The organism is Escherichia sp. MOD1-EC7003 (assembly GCF_002965065.1).
In the GTDB taxonomy this organism is placed as follows: Bacteria; Pseudomonadota; Gammaproteobacteria; order Enterobacterales; family Enterobacteriaceae; genus Escherichia.
This window is the reverse complement of record NZ_PTRE01000009.1, coordinates 22,112-39,403: the sequence shown is the minus strand read 5'-3', so window position 1 is coordinate 39,403 and position 17,292 is coordinate 22,112. Positions and strand designations below refer to the sequence as shown.

General features: G+C 50.3%; 17 protein-coding genes and 1 other annotated feature. Of the genes, 7 read left to right on the top strand and 10 right to left on the bottom strand.

Annotated elements, in window-relative coordinates:
• Window positions 1–77: 77 nt before the first annotated feature.
• From ymiC to topA, 5 genes are all read right to left on the bottom strand, one after another.
• The gene (gene ymiC / locus A7090_RS00970) at window positions 78–173 is read right to left on the bottom strand and encodes a small membrane protein YmiC (protein ID WP_123056913.1); all 96 of its coding nucleotides are present in this window, start codon (window positions 171–173) and stop codon (window positions 78–80) included.
• A gap of 112 nt (window positions 174–285) precedes the next feature.
• The gene (gene yciX / locus A7090_RS00965; protein ID WP_105272673.1) at window positions 286–453 is read right to left on the bottom strand and encodes a protein YciX; all 168 of its coding nucleotides are present in this window, start codon (window positions 451–453) and stop codon (window positions 286–288) included.
• A 2-nt stretch (window positions 454–455) separates the two neighbouring features.
• Window positions 456–596, bottom strand: a complete 141-nt coding sequence (locus tag A7090_RS00960; protein ID WP_113335915.1) for a YmiA family putative membrane protein — start codon at window positions 594–596, stop codon at window positions 456–458.
• Window positions 597–914: 318 nt separating this feature from the next.
• Window positions 915–1,889: an HTH-type transcriptional regulator CysB gene (gene cysB, locus A7090_RS00955; RefSeq protein WP_000776253.1), complete on the bottom strand. Its 975-nt coding sequence runs from the start codon at window positions 1,887–1,889 to the stop codon at window positions 915–917.
• Between the two features lie 209 nt (window positions 1,890–2,098).
• Window positions 2,099–4,696, bottom strand: a complete 2,598-nt coding sequence (topA, locus tag A7090_RS00945; protein ID WP_105272672.1) for a type I DNA topoisomerase — start codon at window positions 4,694–4,696, stop codon at window positions 2,099–2,101.
• A gap of 379 nt (window positions 4,697–5,075) precedes the next feature.
• On the opposite strand from topA, the gene A7090_RS00935 reads away from it, so the two are divergent.
• Entirely contained in the window at window positions 5,076–5,327 is a 252-nt protein-coding gene (locus tag A7090_RS00935) for a YciN family protein (protein WP_001031530.1), read from the top strand.
• A gap of 35 nt (window positions 5,328–5,362) precedes the next feature.
• Here A7090_RS00935 and sohB read toward each other — a convergent pair whose 3' ends face one another.
• Complete coding sequence (gene sohB, locus A7090_RS00930; protein WP_105272671.1) at window positions 5,363–6,397, bottom strand: protease SohB; 1,035 nt, start codon at window positions 6,395–6,397, stop codon at window positions 5,363–5,365.
• 219 nt (window positions 6,398–6,616) lie between these two features.
• Here sohB and A7090_RS00925 point away from each other — a divergent pair, with 219 nt between their 5' ends.
• Together A7090_RS00925 and cobO are read left to right on the top strand one after the other, a co-directional pair.
• Window positions 6,617–7,375, top strand: a complete 759-nt coding sequence (locus A7090_RS00925; protein WP_105272670.1) for a YciK family oxidoreductase — start codon at window positions 6,617–6,619, stop codon at window positions 7,373–7,375.
• Window positions 7,372–7,962, top strand: a complete 591-nt coding sequence (gene cobO / locus A7090_RS00920) for a cob(I)yrinic acid a,c-diamide adenosyltransferase (protein ID WP_105272669.1) — start codon at window positions 7,372–7,374, stop codon at window positions 7,960–7,962. Before A7090_RS00925 ends, cobO begins: the two co-directional genes overlap by 4 nt.
• A 39-nt stretch (window positions 7,963–8,001) precedes the next feature.
• Here the strand turns inward: cobO and rluB are convergent, their stop codons facing one another.
• The 4 genes from rluB to rnm all read right to left on the bottom strand — a co-directional run bounded on the left by rluB (window position 8,002) and on the right by rnm (window position 12,496).
• Complete coding sequence (gene rluB, locus A7090_RS00915) at window positions 8,002–8,874, bottom strand: 23S rRNA pseudouridine(2605) synthase RluB (RefSeq protein ID WP_001291216.1); 873 nt, start codon at window positions 8,872–8,874, stop codon at window positions 8,002–8,004.
• A 212-nt stretch (window positions 8,875–9,086) separates the two neighbouring features.
• Window positions 9,087–10,970, bottom strand: coding sequence for a DUF2207 domain-containing protein (locus tag A7090_RS00910; protein ID WP_105272668.1), 1,884 nt, complete (start codon window positions 10,968–10,970; stop codon window positions 9,087–9,089).
• A gap of 27 nt (window positions 10,971–10,997) precedes the next feature.
• Entirely contained in the window at window positions 10,998–11,618 is a 621-nt protein-coding gene (locus A7090_RS00905; protein ID WP_001516499.1) for an L-threonylcarbamoyladenylate synthase, read from the bottom strand.
• Window positions 11,615–12,496: an RNase RNM gene (rnm, locus tag A7090_RS00900; RefSeq protein WP_105272667.1), complete on the bottom strand. Its 882-nt coding sequence runs from the start codon at window positions 12,494–12,496 to the stop codon at window positions 11,615–11,617. The genes A7090_RS00905 and rnm overlap by 4 nt, the downstream gene beginning before the upstream one ends.
• A gap of 137 nt (window positions 12,497–12,633) precedes the next feature.
• Here rnm and trpL point away from each other — a divergent pair, with 137 nt between their 5' ends.
• From trpL to trpCF, 4 genes are all read left to right on the top strand, one after another.
• Window positions 12,634–12,678: a trp operon leader peptide gene (trpL, locus tag A7090_RS00895; protein WP_001700591.1), complete on the top strand. Its 45-nt coding sequence runs from the start codon at window positions 12,634–12,636 to the stop codon at window positions 12,676–12,678.
• Window positions 12,655–12,749: a sequence feature (Trp leader region), on the top strand. Its footprint overlaps the gene before it by 24 nt.
• Before the next feature lie 21 nt (window positions 12,750–12,770).
• Window positions 12,771–14,333 carry an anthranilate synthase component I gene (gene trpE / locus A7090_RS00890; protein WP_105272666.1) on the top strand — a complete coding sequence of 521 codons (1,563 nt, stop codon included), beginning with the start codon at window positions 12,771–12,773 and terminating at the stop codon, window positions 14,331–14,333.
• Entirely contained in the window at window positions 14,333–15,928 is a 1,596-nt protein-coding gene (gene trpD, locus A7090_RS00885) for a bifunctional anthranilate synthase glutamate amidotransferase component TrpG/anthranilate phosphoribosyltransferase TrpD (protein ID WP_105272665.1), read from the top strand. The genes trpE and trpD overlap by 1 nt, the downstream gene beginning before the upstream one ends.
• Window positions 15,929–17,290, top strand: a complete 1,362-nt coding sequence (gene trpCF, locus A7090_RS00880) for a bifunctional indole-3-glycerol-phosphate synthase TrpC/phosphoribosylanthranilate isomerase TrpF (RefSeq protein WP_198599551.1) — start codon at window positions 15,929–15,931, stop codon at window positions 17,288–17,290.
• Window positions 17,291–17,292 lie beyond the last annotated feature (2 nt).

Genomic DNA, 17,292 nt, shown 5'->3' with positions numbered 1-17,292 from the left:
AGATCACAAAACTCTATGCCTGTCTTTTTTTACCCGCCCATTACTGGGGATTCCTCAGCGCCGCAGCGAGGCAGGGATCAGTGAGTAACGATCCAGAGACGTTTGGCCCAGAAGAGCATCGACAGCGAAAATGCGCCCATCCATGACCAATATTTCATATTTGTGTTGATCACAGGCTACCCCCTTAACGGTTATTACTTTGTGTTGAGATAACTCACCTGTTATTGCTGCGGTGCATTAAAAGCCCTTTAATTCATTAAAACCAGGTAATAAGAATGATGATAATTATTGTTTCAGCTGATCATCCTCAGCAAATAGTTCTATAAAGGCTTGCTGCTGCGATGTTAGTTGCCAGCCGTCTGGAATAACGACGGTACATTCCCGTTTCGCTTCTGGTTCATTGTCACTATGCTGACATAATGGTGACGACGCCTGCGGCTCCTGATCGATCATCGTTATCCCCACACTTTCCAAATCAGCAGTGCGACAACCACCCAGAAAAGTGCAGAACCAAGAAATACCGCCAGCCAGGCTTTGCGTTTTAATTCAGGGTCCCGGCGCGATTCCTGATTTCCAGAAGGCATTGCTAACCTCATATAATCGCCATCACTTATCAGCAAGGCGCTGAACGATTGACGCAACTAATCACGCGATGAGACAAATCCTGAAGAAAATTTAGTCAAAAATCCAGCTAATTTACGAATCGTCTCCAGTAAATAATTCTATCTTTTGACCTGAAATAGATATTTGAAAAATGAAGTTTGCGAGGCGGGTAATTAGACTCTACTTTACAGGTAATTTACCCTATAAATATGAGGGATAAAAATATTGTTCACCGGATACCAATAAGTAACAAAAGAGAATATATACCGGCACCTTCGCAGTATAAAAGGTGCCGAAAATAACGCAGAAAATTATTTTTCCGGCAGTTTTATATCTTTAAACATGACCTCAATTTCTTCATTGGACCGCAATGCGACAGCCGCATCAACGACATCACGCGTTAAATGCGGTGCAAAACGCTGAATGAAATCATACATATAGCTGCGCAAAAATGTACTGCGGCGAAAACCAATTTTGGTTGTACTGTGGCTGAAGATATCGTGAGCATCAACACGTACCAGGTCAGGATCGGCAACCGGATCTACCGCCATGCTGGCAATGACCCCTACTCCCAGCCCTAACCGGACGTAAGTTTTAATGACGTCAGCATCCGTTGCCGTGAAGACGATACGCGGCGTTAACCCTGCGCGGTTAAAGGCAGTATCCAGTTCTGAACGACCAGTAAAGCCGAAGGTATATGTCACCAACGGATATTGCGCCAGTTCTTCAATGGTAATGGCTTTTTTGCCTGCCAGCGGGTGATCCGGAGTGACTACAATAGCCCGATTCCAGTGGTAGCACGGTAACATCACTAAATCTTCATACAGATGCAGCGCTTCTGTGGCGATAGCGAAATCGGCATTGCCTTTAGAGACGGCATCAGCAATTTGTGTCGGCGAGCCCTGGTGCATATGCAAAGAAACGCGAGGATAACGCTCAATAAAGCCTTTGATGACGTTTGGTAACGCGTAGCGCGCCTGGGTATGCGTGGTGGCGATATACAGCGAGCCTTTATCCGGCCAGGTGTGCTCTCCGGCAACCGATTTTATAGCATCGACTTTCGACAGTACTTCGCGAGCGATACGAATAATTTCTTGTCCTGCTGGCGTTACCTGCGTCAGGTGCTTGCCGCTACGGGAAAAAATTTGGATGCCTAGCTCGTCTTCCAGCATTCTGACTTGTTTACTAATCCCGGGTTGTGATGTGTAAAGTCCTTCCGCCGTTGATGAGACATTCAGGTTATGATTGACCACCTCAACAATATAGCGAAGTTGTTGTAATTTCATGTTAAACCATCCACTTAGACGCCATCAGAACATCGTTTTTTCGTCACACCTGGCGGGTGATTAATACGATTTAATAATAAAAAAGGTGCTAACTATAACCACTATATCATTTATAGCCTTAGTGTATAGGTGTGAAGAAAAAATAATATGCAATAAAAAAGGGCCGCTTTCGCGCCCCTTTGTTTATAAAAACCTGACAAAATTAAAGGTTATTTTTTCCCTTCAACCCATTTGCCATCAACATAAAATGCTGACCAGCCAGTCGCCTTTCCGTCTTTTTCCGAAGAGACATATTGCTGTTTGGTTTTACGACTAAAGCGAATCATTGTCTTATTACCTTCCGGATCCTGCTGCGGCGCATCGGCCAGATAACGCAGTTTTTCCGGCAGACGGTCGCGGAAGCGATAAAGCTCTTCCACCAGCGGCGCACGTGTTTCACGCGATTTCGGGAAGGTATTGGCAGCCAGGAACACACCGGCAGCACCGTCACGCAACACGAAATAGGCATCTGATTTTTCGCACGGCAGCTCCGGTAATGGCACTGGATCTTCTTTCGGTGGTGCCACTTCGCCGTTACGTAAAATCTTACGTGTGTTTTTACACTCTTCGTTGGTGCAGGCCATGTATTTACCGAAACGCCCCATTTTCAGGTGCATTTCAGCGCCACATTTTTCACACTCAACGATCGGGCCGTCATAACCTTTAATGCGGAATTCGCCCTCTTCGATCTCATAACCGTCGCAGGTTGGGTTATTACCACAGACATGCAACTTACGTTTCGGATCGATGAGATAGCTGTCCATCGCCGTGCCACATTTCGGGCAACGACGTTTTGCGCGCAGCGCGTTGGTTTCAGCGTCTTCACCTTCCAGCACGTTCAGCACTTCGTTTTCCGGCACCAAGTTGATGGTAGTTTTGCAACGCTCTTTCGGTGACAGCGCATAGCCGGAACAGCCCAGGAAAACCCCGGTACTGGCGGTGCGAATCCCCATTTTGCGACCACAAGTCGGGCAGTCGATGCTGGTCAGAACCATCTGGTTCGGGCGCATCCCCCCCTCTTCTGGATCTTTTTCAGCTTTATCTAACTGCTGGGTGAAATCCGAGAAAAAGTGATCCAGTACAGCTTTCCACTCTGCTTCGTGATTTGCCACCTGGTCGAGGCTATTTTCCATCTGCGCGGTGAAGTCGTAGTTCATTAACTCGCGGAAATTCTCTTCCAGGCGGTCGGTGACGATTTCGCCCATTTTTTCCGCATAGAATCGTCGGTTTTCTACTCGCACATAGCCACGATCCTGAATGGTCGAAATGATCGACGCATAGGTGGAAGGACGACCAATACCGCGTTTTTCCAGCTCTTTAACCAGTGATGCTTCACTGAAACGAGCTGGTGGCTTGGTAAAGTGCTGGGCGGGTGTCAATTCAACAAGTGCCAAAGCATCGCCTTTATCGACTGCCGGTAAAATACGATCTTCATCACCTTTACGCAGTGCTGGCATTACTTTTGTCCAGCCATCAAAGCGCAAAATACGGCCGCGTGCTTTCAGTCGGAAATCACCCGCACCTACAATCAGCGTCGTGGAGTCATATTTCGCTGGGGTCATCTGGCAGGCAACGAACTGACGCCAGATTAACTGGTACAGTTTCTGCGCATCTGCTTCCATATCCTTCAGCGATTCTGCCATCACATTGACATCAGAAGGACGAATCGCTTCGTGCGCTTCCTGTGAGTTTTCTTTGCTGGCGTACTGATTCGGATTTTCCGGCAGATATTTCTTACCGAAATTATCGCTGATATAGCCGCGAACCATATTTACCGCGTCCTGACTCAGGTTAGTGGAGTCGGTACGCATGTAGGTGATATAGCCTGCTTCATACAAACGCTGGGCCATCATCATGGTTTTTTTCACGCCAAAACCAAGACGGGTGCTGGCAGCTTGTTGCAGCGTAGAGGTAATAAAAGGAGCGCCAGGTTTACTGGTTGTCGGTTTGTCTTCACGTTCCAACACGCTGTAGCGCGCTTTTTCCAGCAGACTTACCGCAGACTGAGTTTGTTCTTTGTTGACCGGACGGAACGGTTTGTCGTTCTGATGGGTCACCTGCAACGCCAACGCTTCACCAGATGGCGTGGTTGTGCTGGCATCGACTTCCCAGAACTCTTCCGGTACGAACGCTTTAATTTCACGCTCACGCTCGACCACCAGGCGAACCGCCACGGATTGCACTCGACCCGCAGACAGACCACGAGCGATCTTTTTCCATAGCAGCGGCGAAACCATATACCCCACCACACGGTCCATAAAGCGACGCGCCTGCTGGGCATTAACACGATCAATATTCAACTCACCCGGTTTGTTAAATGCCTGGCGAATCGCGTTTTTAGTAATTTCGTTAAACACCACTCGGCTATAGCGCGCATCATCACCACCAATCACTTCCCGCAGGTGCCATGCAATGGCTTCCCCTTCGCGGTCAAGGTCGGTTGCGAGATAGATGTGGTCGGCTTTTTCAGCCAGTTGTTTCAGTTCAGAGACGACCTTCTCTTTACCAGGCAACACTTCATAGTGCGCCTCCCAATTGTGCCACGGGTCAACCCCCATACGGTTGACGAGAGCGCCACGTTCATCCTTTTTAGGCTTTTTAGCCGTCTTGGTGGAGGTAGAGTCGGCACTCTTTTTGGCAGCTGAGCCACTGGTCGGCAAATCGCGGATATGACCGACGCTGGATTTCACCACGTAGTCACTACCCAGATACTTGTTGATCGTTTTGGCTTTTGCCGGGGACTCAACGATGACAAGAGCTTTACCCATATTCACCTTACCTAATTTGATTCTTCCAGGAATGCGTCGCACGTTGATAAACCTTCCACTGGCAACGAGTTACCGATATGGCCTCATTCTCTGCGGATATCAACCCCTTGTCGTGACTCTGTTCACGAAAATTCAGGTGACTGAGTTAACAGGTCTTGGCCTACAGGCGCTATAGCACGACGGAATTTCGGTCGAATGTCAAGCAAATCTATTGCCAGATTGACGAAAGCGTCACACTGTACCTGATAAAATCCGATACGCAACTTTATTAGCATGCAAAATCCAAAGTTGCCAGTAAGGCGCTCTTGCCACCAGCGTGGTATATTTGTCTGCAAGCCATGCCTGGCGTAGACTAATGTCCTTGTTTAAGGAGTAAATAATGAACAAAGAGACACAACCCATCGACCGCGAAACGCTGTTGAAAGAGGCCAACAAAATCATTCGTGAGCATGAGGATACGCTCGCAGGGATTGAAGCCACCGGCGTTACGCAGCGTAATGGCGTGCTGGTATTTACTGGCGACTACTTTTTAGATGAACAAGGATTGCCAACAGCCAAAAGCACCGCAGTGTTTAATATGTTTAAACACCTGGCCCATGTGCTTTCAGAAAAATATCATCTGGTTGATTAAAGTAAAACGCGAGGTATTACCCTCGCATTTGTCTTTTACATCAATGGCTTTTGCCCACGCTGCCACCAGCGTAGCAACAATCGATCGGCGCTCTCTGCCGCGCTGCCGGTGAATCGGTCAATGAGTCGTTTACGCTGCATATAGCGCACATTGACCACTTCACGGCCTTCCATCAGACTAAGAATAACTTCATCGCTGGTGTTGATTTCATCAACCAGACCTTTCTCTACCGCCCGTTGTCCGTACCAGTGTTCACCCGTTGCCACCTGTTCGATATCCAGAGACGGACGCATACGCTTCACAAAATCTTTAAATAACAGATGCGTTTCGTTAAGCTCTTCGCGGAATTTTTCCCGCCCTTCTTCGGTGTTTTCACCCAGCAACGTCAGCGTGCGCTTATACTGCCCGGCGGTGTGCAGTTCAATATCAATATCTTTGCTTTTCAGGAAGCGGTTAAAGTTGGGCATTTGCGCTACCACGCCAATGGACCCCACAATAGCAAACGGTGCGGATACAATTTTGTCTGCCACACAGGCCATCATGTAACCACCGCTGGCAGCTACTTTGTCTACCGTAACAGTCAAAGGAATGTTTTTATCGCGCAGACGCTGCAACTGCGAGGCTGCCAGCCCGTAACCATGCACCATGCCACCAGGGCTTTCCAGACGTAGCACAACCTGATCCTGTGGTTTGAATGCCGCGAGTACCGCCGTTATCTCCTCACGTAGCGAGTTCACCTCATGGGCGTCCATGCTGCCTTTAAAATCCAGCACCCAGACGCGGGGTTTACTGTCAGTTGCCACCTCGCCCAGTTTGGCTTTCGCTTCTTGCTTGTGCTTTTTCTTCTGCGCTTTGTGCCACTGTTTTTGCTGATGAGTGTCCATCAGCGCCGCGGCCAGTTCCTCTTTCATCTCCTTATACTGTTCGCTGAGATTGTTGACCCGTAACTCGCCTCGCTGGCGTTTATTACGTTGAGCAACATTGACAATAATGGCGGCAATCGCCGCAATCGCTAACACAACGGTAACGATTTTCGCCAAAAACAAACCATATTCAGACAACAATTCCACGAGTCCCCACCTTGGTTAAACAACGCTTTGGCTCACAGTTTACAACAGGCATGTTAAGCCGTCTCGCAGAGATGTTATTGCAGCGAAAGTATGACAAAGTATCCATTTTACGGTGTTATCGCCCCAGGCTGATTGAAATGCCCTTCTGTTTCAGGCATAAAGCCCCAAAGTCATAAAGAACACTGGCAGGGCGACAAACAACGTCGTTGAGGGGTAGCCATGCATTACCAGCCAAAACAAGATTTACTCAATGATCGCATTATCCTGGTGACGGGAGCCAGCGATGGTATTGGCCGTGAAGCCGCGATGACGTATGCACGCTATGGCGCGACGGTTATTTTGCTGGGCCGTAACGAAGAAAAATTGCGTCAGGTAGCCCGACATATAAACGAAGAAACTGGGCGCCAGCCACAGTGGTTTATTCTCGATTTGCTGACCTGCACGTCCGAAGATTGCCAACAACTGGCGCAGCGCATTGCCGTTAATTATCCACGTCTGGATGGTGTTTTGCATAATGCCGGATTACTCGGCGATGTTTGCCCAATGAGCGAACAAAATCCGCAGGTCTGGCAGGACGTCATGCAGGTCAACGTTAATGCCACCTTTATGCTCACCCAGGCACTGCTTCCTTTATTACTCAAATCAGATGCCGGTTCGCTGGTCTTTACTTCATCAAGCGTTGGACGCCAGGGGCGTGCAAACTGGGGCGCCTATGCAACGTCGAAATTTGCCACTGAAGGGATGATGCAGGTACTGGCCGATGAATATCAGCAGCGCCTGCGCGTCAACTGCATTAATCCTGGCGGTACGCGCACCGCAATGCGTGCCAGTGCATTCCCGACTGAAGATCCACAGAAACTTAAAACACCCGCTGATATCATGCCGCTATACCTCTGGCTGATGGGCGATGACAGCCGCCGTAAAACCGGTATGACCTTTGACGCCCAACCGGGCCGTAAACCAGGAATTTCCCAATGAGTGATGAACGTTACCAGCAGCGTCAGCAGCGAGTGAAAGAAAAAGTAGATGCCCGAGTCGCCCAGGCCCAGGATGAACGCGGCATTATCATCGTTTTTACCGGCAATGGAAAAGGCAAAACCACCGCGGCATTTGGTACGGCAACACGCGCAGTTGGTCACGGAAAAAAAGTGGGCGTCGTGCAGTTTATTAAGGGCACCTGGCCTAACGGCGAGCGCAATCTACTTGAGCCACATGGCGTCGAATTTCAGGTGATGGCAACAGGCTTTACCTGGAATACGCAGAACCGCGAGGCCGATACCGCTGCCTGTCGTGAAGTCTGGCAACATGCCAAACGTATGCTCGACGATCCTTCGCTGGATATGGTTTTGCTTGATGAGCTGACCTATATGGTGGCGTATGGCTATCTACCACTGGAAGAAGTATTACAGGCGTTGAATGCTCGCCCCCATCAGCAGACAGTCATTATTACGGGCCGTGGCTGCCATCGGGATATTCTTGAACTGGCAGATACAGTGAGTGAGTTGCGCCCCGTCAAACATGCGTTTGATGCCGGAGTAAAAGCGCAGATAGGGATTGATTATTAATCTGTAAAAATGCCGGATATGACGTCCGGCATTCTTTGGTTAACCGTTATTACGTCCACCAGAACGACGACCGCCGCTCACCTGACTGTGACGTTTTACAGCACGACGAATCTGATTCGCCTTCATACGACGACGATCTTTTTCTACAGCAACTTTAGAACTGGTTTCTGGCGGTAGCTCCACCAGTTCGCGCAGATAGTTAGTCTGGGCGAGGTCCAGTTCCGTCCAGCCACCGCGTGGCAGACCTTTCGGCAGTGGGATATCACCGTAACGAACACGGATCAGGCGGCTTACCTGCACACCAACCGCTTCCCAAAGACGACGAACTTCACGGTTACGGCCTTCGGTCAGAGTAACGTTATACCACTGGTTGATCCCTTCGCCGCCGCTGAACTTAATGGTTTTAAAGGCTGCCGGACCATCTTCCAGTTGCACGCCACGACTCAAATCACGCAGTTTCGCGTCGTCAACCTGTCCAAATACACGCACGGCATATTCACGTTCAACTTCACGGCTGGGATGCATTAAACGGTTTGCCAGTTCACCGTCGGTGGTGAACAGCAGCAGACCACAGGTGTTAACGTCCAGACGACCTACGGCAATCCAGCGCGCGCCACGCAGTTTTGGCAGACGGTCAAACACCGTTGGACGCCCTTCTGGATCGTTACGGGTACACAACTCACCTTCCGGTTTGTAATAGGCCAGAACACGACAAATTTGTTCAGCGGACTCACGTACCGAAATCAGGTGACCATCGATACGGATTTTCAGTCCAGGGGTAACTTCAACGCGATCGCCGAGTTTAGCAATTTTGCCATCAACACTCACACGACCGGCTTCAATAATAGATTCGATTTCACGGCGAGAACCGTGGCCGGCACGCGCCAGCACTTTCTGTAGCTTTTCGCTCATAGAGCTTCCTTTTGGTGTCGCCTTCCCAGGCGTCTGATATGCTTTTGTGCAACAGTGAGTCAAAATTTACATCTGACTCACTGATAGTAAAGTCTGTTTGAACTCTTCAGGCCTTAAGTAAACGACTCGACGTTTTAACTGGCCTGGCTTTGAGGCGCAACATACTACACTATCTTTATGGTTAAAGCTTGTTTCGATTAACATCAGCTTTATTACCAGCCACCACCGCCTCCGCCACCCGCACCACCACCGGAATAACTTCGCCCCAACAAACTGGTATTGGCCCCCAGACTCAGATGCATCTGTAATGAGAACAAAACGCCACTACGGGCAATTTCCGGGGCGCGAACAGCCGCTGTGAGTGATGGGGTGATACGTGCAGCCCATTCTCTGCCAAGGTTTGCCGAGACCGCCCAACCTAACAAAGCGTAATCCAGTTTCTGTGTTTCCCCTTTCCTCCGCCGCCCACTGTGTGTTGCTGCCTCTTTACGCGCAAGATAGTTAACGATAGCTTCACCGTGGGCATAACGTTGCTGCCCAGTTTGGGTAAACTTTGGCAGAAAAATATACCCCATGCCAGTGAGATAACCGGTCAGGAAAACCGCGCTAAAATAACCCGCTGGCATATACCAGTAAAAGAATACATCTCCGACATTGATGTAGAGAGAGTAAAAAGCCACACCTGAACAAATCAGTGGTAAAAACAAAGTGATGATTACACGATTAACGCAAGGCTTGTCATCATCGCGGGCAAACAAAAGATCAAGGGAACAAAATAAGAAAGGAAGAAGCCAGCAGATCATAATAAACATATCGCCTACCAGACTCATTCCTGCCCAGCCTACGGGACTCAGGTTACCGTAGAGAATGACCGCCAATATTGCCATCCCGCCCCATTGCAAAAACGCATCAGGTCGGTAAAACGAAGACTTTTTACGCGGCAGATAAAATTTCTGCATCCGTAAAAATGCCCTGCGTAAGACGCTGTTGCGTCTCCCCGTAAGAACGACCTTATCGCCTTTACGAAATAAGGCTTCCAGTAATAACTGCTCTGCGGGCAGTAATACCGCATTATTTCTGGTCGCGCCTTCATTAACACGAATCAGGATTTGCTGGTTCTTGTCATAATTATCTTCCAGATGAATTTTTCCTTTCACAATCAGATTTACGATATCGGCGCAAAAACCTTTATCGTCGTAAACCAGCTTCGCATCGAGACGTAACATGCCGGGCGTGTAATCTGGCGGAATGACATCGGTTTCAATCACATCTACTGGCGTAAATTGCGGCCTGCGCTTCCAGAGATATAACCATCCACATACCAGGAGCAGACACGGAAAGCAAATTAACAACGTTGACGTAGAGGGTAAAAGAAGATGACTGAAAATATTCGTCGTTTGTGGTGCCGGGGCATTGCCAAGTAAAGCGTGAGGCCAGCGGTAGAGGACCGTGAAATCTTCACGATAAAACGGATCGCGGGATTCAATTCTTCCGTCCTCAAGGATGTGGCCATTTCGATATGTGTCGCCCTCTTCTCCGGTAAAGAGATCGATTTCGCTAAATGGATTACCCGCAATATTAGAGAACTGGAGAGAAAATCGGGTCTTATAAATTTCAAACGGCCAGTGGTTACCGGTCACGTTCCAGATTAGCAGATCAGAATCCCCCTCACGCAGGAAAGCATTTTTAACCTGATAATGAATTTGATAATGATAGTCGCCTTGAGGCAAGAAACGTTGTTTATCGCCCACGACAATACTCATTAACCCGATATGCCAGTCAAGATGCCAGGGTTCAGAAATACCATCACGGGTGACGCCAACAATATGATAGTTCAGCAGTGCAGCGTCCCCATCAGGCTGCATCCAGAGTCGTGGTAAATCACGATAAAATCCGTGCTTAATCTGCTGATTTCGCGCCTGAAAATGAATGTTCTCTTTGATGTCGAGCACCCCATTCGGTTGCAGAGTGGCTTCAACATCAAAGAGCGAGATCCCTTCTTCATAAGAAGGGATCTCCGTGTTTTTCGCATAACTCAACGAAGAGAAAAAAAGCCCAACTATCAACAGCAAAATGCAGCGATATATCCCTGCCATAATCTTCCATCCGTGGAACGCAATTTGTTATAAGAAAGGCTTCACATCACCGACGCCTTCACGCACCACGACTGGAGTATCATCGGTGAGATCAATGACCGTTGTTGGTTTCTGCCCAAGATAGCCACCGTGAATGATCAAATCCACCTGTTTTTCCAGACGATCTTTAATTTCTTCCGGATCAGACTCGGTGAATTCGCTGCCTGGCAGCATCAGTGATGTGGAAAGCATCGGTTCACCCAACACCTCAAGTAACGCCTGCGCAATCGGGTTAGACGGCACACGCATCCCAATGGTTTTGCGTTTTTCTTGCAACAGGCGGCGTGGCACCTCCTTCGTCCCTTTCAGGATGAAGGTATAGTTGCCCGGCGTGTTGTTTTTCATCAAACGAAACGCAACGTTATCCACAAATGAATAGGTCGAGAGTTCAGAAAGATCGCGACACATCAGGGTAAAGTTGTGACCATCCGGCAGCTGGCGAATACGACAAATACGCTCCATGGCGTTTTTATCTTCAATTTTACAGCCGAGCGCATAGCCGGAATCAGTTGGATAAACAATCACCCCACCTTTACGCACGATCTCCACCGCCTGGTTAATCAGACGTTGCTGCGGGTTATCAGGATGAATATAAAAAAACTGGCTCATAATTCCCTCTCTGTGGTGTTCTGCGGCTGTTCCCATAGCTGCCAGACGCCTTCAACGCCTGCGGGTAGCCAGAGTTTACGACCCAGTTCGATCCACGGGCACGGCTGATGAAAATCAGATCCTTGTGATGCCCATAAATGGTGCTGGCGGGCAAGCGTCGCCAGCTGGGTGCGTTCATTGGGCGATTGCTGGCACTGCGCGACTTCCATCGCGTCGCCGTGGTGTTCGGCAAAATGCGCAACCAATCTTTTCAGCCATTTAGCACTAAGATTGTACCGCCCAGGATGAGCAAGTACCGCCTTACCGCCAGAATGATGAATGACATCAATAGCTTGTTCTATTGTACACCACTGTGGTGGAACGTATCCGGTTTTCCCTCGCGCCAGATACTTTTTAAAGACATCTGCCATTGAACTGGCTTTGCCGCACTCCACCAGGAAACGAGCAAAATGACCGCGCGTCACCGCACCGCCCTGCGCCAGTCGTTGTGCGCCTTCCAGCGCCCCAGGTATTTGCGCTTTTTCAAGTCGTTCGGCAATTAGCCGCGCCCGCTGATTGCGCCGTTCTGTCTGCTGCGCGAGGAACTCACACATTAGCGGATGAGTAATATCAATATTCAGCCCGACAATATGAATTTCATGATTTTCCCAGACCGTGGAAATTTCCACGCCTGTAATAAGATTCAGCGCCAGTCCTGAACGTGAAATTTCCTCTCTTGCTGGCGCGATTGCAGCTGTGGTGTCATGGTCGGTGATCGCCAGGGTGCCGACGCGCATCTCGGCTGCACGGTGCACCAATGCTTCTGGCGTCAGGCTGCCATCGGAAGCTGTGGTATGGCTGTGCAGGTCGTAAATCACTGCGTAATTCGTGTCGCTCAAGGCGCACTCCCGTTCTGGATAATGTTTTTTGCGTCGACATCATAACGGTTCTGGCAAATATTCTGAAATGAGCTGTTGACAATTAACCATCGAACTAGTTAACTGGTACGAAAGTTCACGTAAAAAGGGTATCGACAATGAAAGCAATTTTCGTACTGAAAGGTTGGTGGCGCACTTCCTGAAACGGGCAGTGTATTCACCATGCGCAAAGCAATCAGATACCCAGCCCGCCTTAATGAGCGGGCTTTTTTTTGAACAAAATTAGAGAATAACAATGCAAACACAAAAACCGACTCTCGAACTGTTAACCTGCGAAGGCGCTTATCGCGACAACCCGACCGCGCTTTTTCACCAGTTGTGTGGAGATCGTCCAGCAACGCTGCTGCTGGAATCCGCAGATATCGACAGTAAAGATGATTTAAAAAGCCTGCTGCTGGTGGACAGTGCGCTGCGCATTACAGCATTAGGTGACACTGTCACAATTCAGGCACTTTCTGGCAATGGCGAAGCCCTGCTGACACTACTGGATGACGCCTTGCCTGCGGGTGTGGAAAATGAACAATCACCAAGCTGCCGCGTGCTACGCTTTCCCCCTGTCAGTCCATTGCTGGATGAAGACGCCCGCTTATGCTCCCTTTCGGTTTTTGACGCTTTCCGCTTATTGCAAAATCTGTTGAATGTACCGAAGGAAGAACGGGAAGCAATGTTCTTCGGCGGCCTGTTCTCTTATGACCTTGTGGCGGGGTTTGAAGATTTACCGCTATTGTCAGCGGAAAATAACTGCCCTGATTTCTGTTTTTATCTCGCTGAAACGCTGATGGTGATTGACCATCAGAAGAAAAGCACCCGCATTCAGGCCAGCCTGTTTGCTCCGAATGAAGAAGAAAAACAACGTCTCACTGCTCGCCTGAACGAACTTCGCCAGCAACTGACCGAAACTGCGCCGCCGCTGCCGGTGGTTTCCGTACCGCATATGCGTTGTGAATGTAATCAGAGTGATGAAGAGTTCGGTGACGTAGTGCGTTCGTTGCAAAAAGCGATTCGCGCCGGAGAAATTTTCCAGGTCGTACCATCTCGCCGTTTCTCTCTACCCTGCCCGTCACCACTGGCGGCCTATTACGTGCTGAAAAAGAGTAATCCCAGCCCATACATGTTTTTTATGCAGGATAATGATTTCACTCTGTTTGGCGCGTCACCCGAGAGTTCGCTCAAGTATGACGCCACCAGCCGCCAGATTGAGATCTACCCGATTGCCGGAACACGCCCACGCGGTCGTCGCGCCGATGGTTCACTGGACAGAGATCTCGACAGCCGCATTGAACTGGAAATGCGTACCGACCATAAAGAACTTTCTGAACATCTGATGCTGGTGGATCTCGCCCGTAATGATCTGGCTCGCATTTGCACCCCAGGCAGCCGCTACGTTGCCGACCTCACCAAAGTTGACCGTTACTCTTACGTGATGCATCTCGTCTCCCGCGTTGTCGGTGAGCTGCGCCACGATCTCGACGCCCTGCACGCTTACCGCGCCTGTATGAATATGGGCACGTTAAGCGGTGCGCCGAAAGTGCGTGCCATGCAGTTAATTGCCGAGGCAGAAGGTCGTCGACGCGGCAGCTACGGTGGCGCAGTAGGTTATTTCACCGCGCACGGCGATCTCGACACCTGCATTGTGATCCGCTCGGCGCTGGTGGAAAACGGCGTCGCCACCGTGCAAGCCGGTGCTGGCGTGGTTCTTGATTCTGTTCCGCAGTCGGAAGCCGACGAAACCCGTAATAAAGCCCGCGCTGTACTGCGCGCTATCGCCACCGCGCATCATGCACAGGAGACGTTCTGATGGCTGACATTCTGCTGCTCGATAATATCGACTCTTTTACTTTTAACCTGGCAGATCAGTTGCGCAGCAATGGGCATAACGTCGTGATTTACCGCAACCATATTCCGGCGCAAACCTTAATTGAACGTCTGGCGACCATGAGCAATCCGGTGCTGATGCTTTCTCCAGGTCCTGGTGTGCCAAGTGAGGCCGGTTGTATGCCAGAACTGCTTACCCGCCTGCGCGGTAAGCTGCCAATAATTGGCATTTGCCTCGGTCATCAGGCGATTGTCGAAGCCTACGGGGGTTATGTCGGTCAGGCGGGCGAAATTCTCCACGGTAAAGCCTCCAGCATTGAACACGACGGTCTGGCGATGTTTGCCGGATTAACAAACCCATTGCCGGTAGCGCGTTATCACTCGCTGGTTGGCAGTAACATTCCGGCAGGTTTAACCATCAATGCCCATTTTAATGGCATGGTGATGGCGGTGCGTCATGATGCGGATCGCGTTTGCGGATTCCAGTTTCACCCGGAGTCTATTCTCACCACCCAGGGCGCTCGCCTGCTGGAACAAACGCTGGCCTGGGCGCAGCAGAAACTGGAACCGACTAACACACTGCAACCGACTCTGGAAAAACTGTATCAGGCGCAGACCCTTAGCCAACAAGAAAGCCACCAACTTTTTTCAGCGGTGGTGCGTGGTGAGCTGAAGCCGGAACAACTGGCGGCGGCGCTGGTGAGCATGAAAATTCGCGGCGAGCACCCGAACGAGATCGCCGGGGCGGCAACGGCGCTGCTGGAAAACGCTGCGCCGTTCCCACGCCCGGATTATCTGTTTGCCGATATCGTCGGTACTGGCGGTGACGGCAGCAACAGTATCAACATTTCTACCGCCAGTGCGTTTGTTGCCGCGGCCTGCGGGCTAAAAGTGGCGAAACACGGCAACCGCAGCGTCTCCAGTAAATCTGGCTCGTCCGATCTGCTGGCGGCATTCGGTATTAATCTTGATATGAACGCCGATAAATCGCGCCAGGCGCTGGATGAGTTAGGCGTCTGTTTCCTTTTTGCGCCGAAATATCACACCGGATTTCGCCACGCAATGCCGGTTCGCCAACAACTGAAAACCCGCACCCTGTTCAACGTGCTGGGACCATTGATTAACCCGGCGCATCCTCCGCTGGCGTTAATTGGTGTCTACAGCCCGGAACTGGTGCTGCCGATTGCCGAAACCTTGCGCGTGCTGGGGTATCAACGCGCGGCGGTGGTGCACAGCGGCGGGATGGATGAAGTTTCATTACACGCGCCGACAATCGTTGCCGAACTGCATGACGGCGAAATTAAGAGCTATCAGTTGACCGCTGAAGATTTTGGCCTGACGCCCTACCACCAGGAACAACTTGCGGGCGGAACACCGGAAGAAAATCGTGATATTTTAACACAATTGTTACAAGGTAAAGGCGACATCGCCCATGAAGCCGCCGTCGCGGCGAATGTCGCCATGTTAATGCGCCTGCATGGTCAGGAAGATCTGCAAGCCAATGTGCAAACCGTTCTTGAGGTGCTGCGCAATGGTTCCGCTTACGACAAAGTCACCGCACTGGCGGCACGAGGGTAAATGATGCAAACCGTTTTAGCGAAAATCATTGCAGACAAGGCGATTTGGGTAGAAGCCCGCAAACAGCAGCAACCGCTGGCCAGTTTCCAGAATGAGGTTCAGCCGAGCACGCGACATTTTTATGATGCGCTACAGGGTGCGCGCACAGCGTTTATTCTGGAATGTAAGAAAGCGTCACCGTCAAAAGGCGTGATCCGCGATGATTTCGAGCCGGCACGCATTGCGTCGATTTATAAGCATTACGCCTCGGCAATTTCGGTGCTGACTGACGAGAAATATTTCCAGGGGAGCTTTGATTTCCTCCCCATCGTCAGCCAAATCGCCCCACAGCCGATTTTATGTAAAGACTTTATTATCGACCCTTACCAGATCTATCTGGCGCGCTATTACCAGGCCGATGCCTGCTTATTAATGCTTTCAGTTCTGAACGACGAACAGTATCGCCAGCTTGCTGCTGTCGCCCACAGTCTGGAGATGGGCGTGCTGACCGAAGTCAGTAATGAAGAGGAGCTGGAACGCGCCATTGCGTTGGGGGCCAAAGTTGTCGGCATCAACAACCGCAATCTGCGTGATTTGTCGATTGATCTCAACCGTACCCGCGAGCTTGCGCCGAAACTGGGGCACAACGTGACGGTGATCAGCGAATCTGGCATCAATACTTACGCCCAGGTGCGTGAGTTAAGCCACTTTGCTAACGGCTTTTTAATTGGTTCGGCGTTGATGGCCCACGACGATTTGAACGCCGCCGTGCGCCGGGTGTTGCTGGGTGAGAATAAAGTGTGTGGTCTGACGCGTGGGCAAGATGCTAAAGCCGCTTATGATGCGGGGGCGATTTACGGCGGGTTGATATTTGTTACAACGTCACCGCGCTGCGTCAGCGTTGAACAGGCGCAGGAAGTGATGGCTGCGGCACCGTTGCAATATGTTGGCGTGTTCCGCAATCACAATATTGCCGATGTGGTGGACAAAGCGAAAGTGTTATCGCTGGCGGCAGTACAACTGCATGGCAGTGAAGACCAGCAATATATCAATGAGTTACGTAAGGCATTGCCGGAAAACGTTGCCATCTGGAAAGCATTAAGCGTTGGTGAAACGCTGCCCGTACGCAATCTTCAGCACATTGATAAATATGTTTTCGACAACGGCCAGGGTGGAAGCGGGCAACGTTTCGACTGGTCACTGTTAAACGGTCAATCGCTTAGCAACGTTCTGCTGGCGGGTGGCTTAGGTGCAGATAATTGCGTTGAAGCGGCACAAACCGGCTGCGCCGGGCTTGATTTTAATTCTGCTGTAGAGTCACAACCGGGCATCAAAGACGCACGTCTTTTAGACTCGGTTTTCCAGACGCTGCGTGCATATTAAGG

What these genes read in the sequence shown, in the direction of transcription:
- A7090_RS00905 (WP_001516499.1), bottom strand. Translation starts at nt 11,618, where the DNA reads ATGAGCCAGTTTTTTTATATTCATCCTGATAACCCGCAGCAACGTCTG.
- A7090_RS00960 (WP_113335915.1), bottom strand. Translation starts at nt 596, where the DNA reads ATGAGGTTAGCAATGCCTTCTGGAAATCAGGAATCGCGCCGGGACCCT.
- cysB (WP_000776253.1), bottom strand. Translation starts at nt 1,889, where the DNA reads ATGAAATTACAACAACTTCGCTATATTGTTGAGGTGGTCAATCATAAC.
- A7090_RS00925 (WP_105272670.1), top strand. Translation starts at nt 6,617, where the DNA reads ATGCATTACCAGCCAAAACAAGATTTACTCAATGATCGCATTATCCTG.
- trpD (WP_105272665.1), top strand. Translation starts at nt 14,333, where the DNA reads ATGGCTGACATTCTGCTGCTCGATAATATCGACTCTTTTACTTTTAAC.
- cobO (WP_105272669.1), top strand. Translation starts at nt 7,372, where the DNA reads ATGAGTGATGAACGTTACCAGCAGCGTCAGCAGCGAGTGAAAGAAAAA.
- yciX (WP_105272673.1), bottom strand. Translation starts at nt 453, where the DNA reads ATGATCGATCAGGAGCCGCAGGCGTCGTCACCATTATGTCAGCATAGT.
- trpE (WP_105272666.1), top strand. Translation starts at nt 12,771, where the DNA reads ATGCAAACACAAAAACCGACTCTCGAACTGTTAACCTGCGAAGGCGCT.
- A7090_RS00910 (WP_105272668.1), bottom strand. Translation starts at nt 10,970, where the DNA reads ATGGCAGGGATATATCGCTGCATTTTGCTGTTGATAGTTGGGCTTTTT.
- rluB (WP_001291216.1), bottom strand. Translation starts at nt 8,874, where the DNA reads ATGAGCGAAAAGCTACAGAAAGTGCTGGCGCGTGCCGGCCACGGTTCT.
- trpCF (WP_198599551.1), top strand. Translation starts at nt 15,929, where the DNA reads ATGATGCAAACCGTTTTAGCGAAAATCATTGCAGACAAGGCGATTTGG.
- A7090_RS00935 (WP_001031530.1), top strand. Translation starts at nt 5,076, where the DNA reads ATGAACAAAGAGACACAACCCATCGACCGCGAAACGCTGTTGAAAGAG.
- topA (WP_105272672.1), bottom strand. Translation starts at nt 4,696, where the DNA reads ATGGGTAAAGCTCTTGTCATCGTTGAGTCCCCGGCAAAAGCCAAAACG.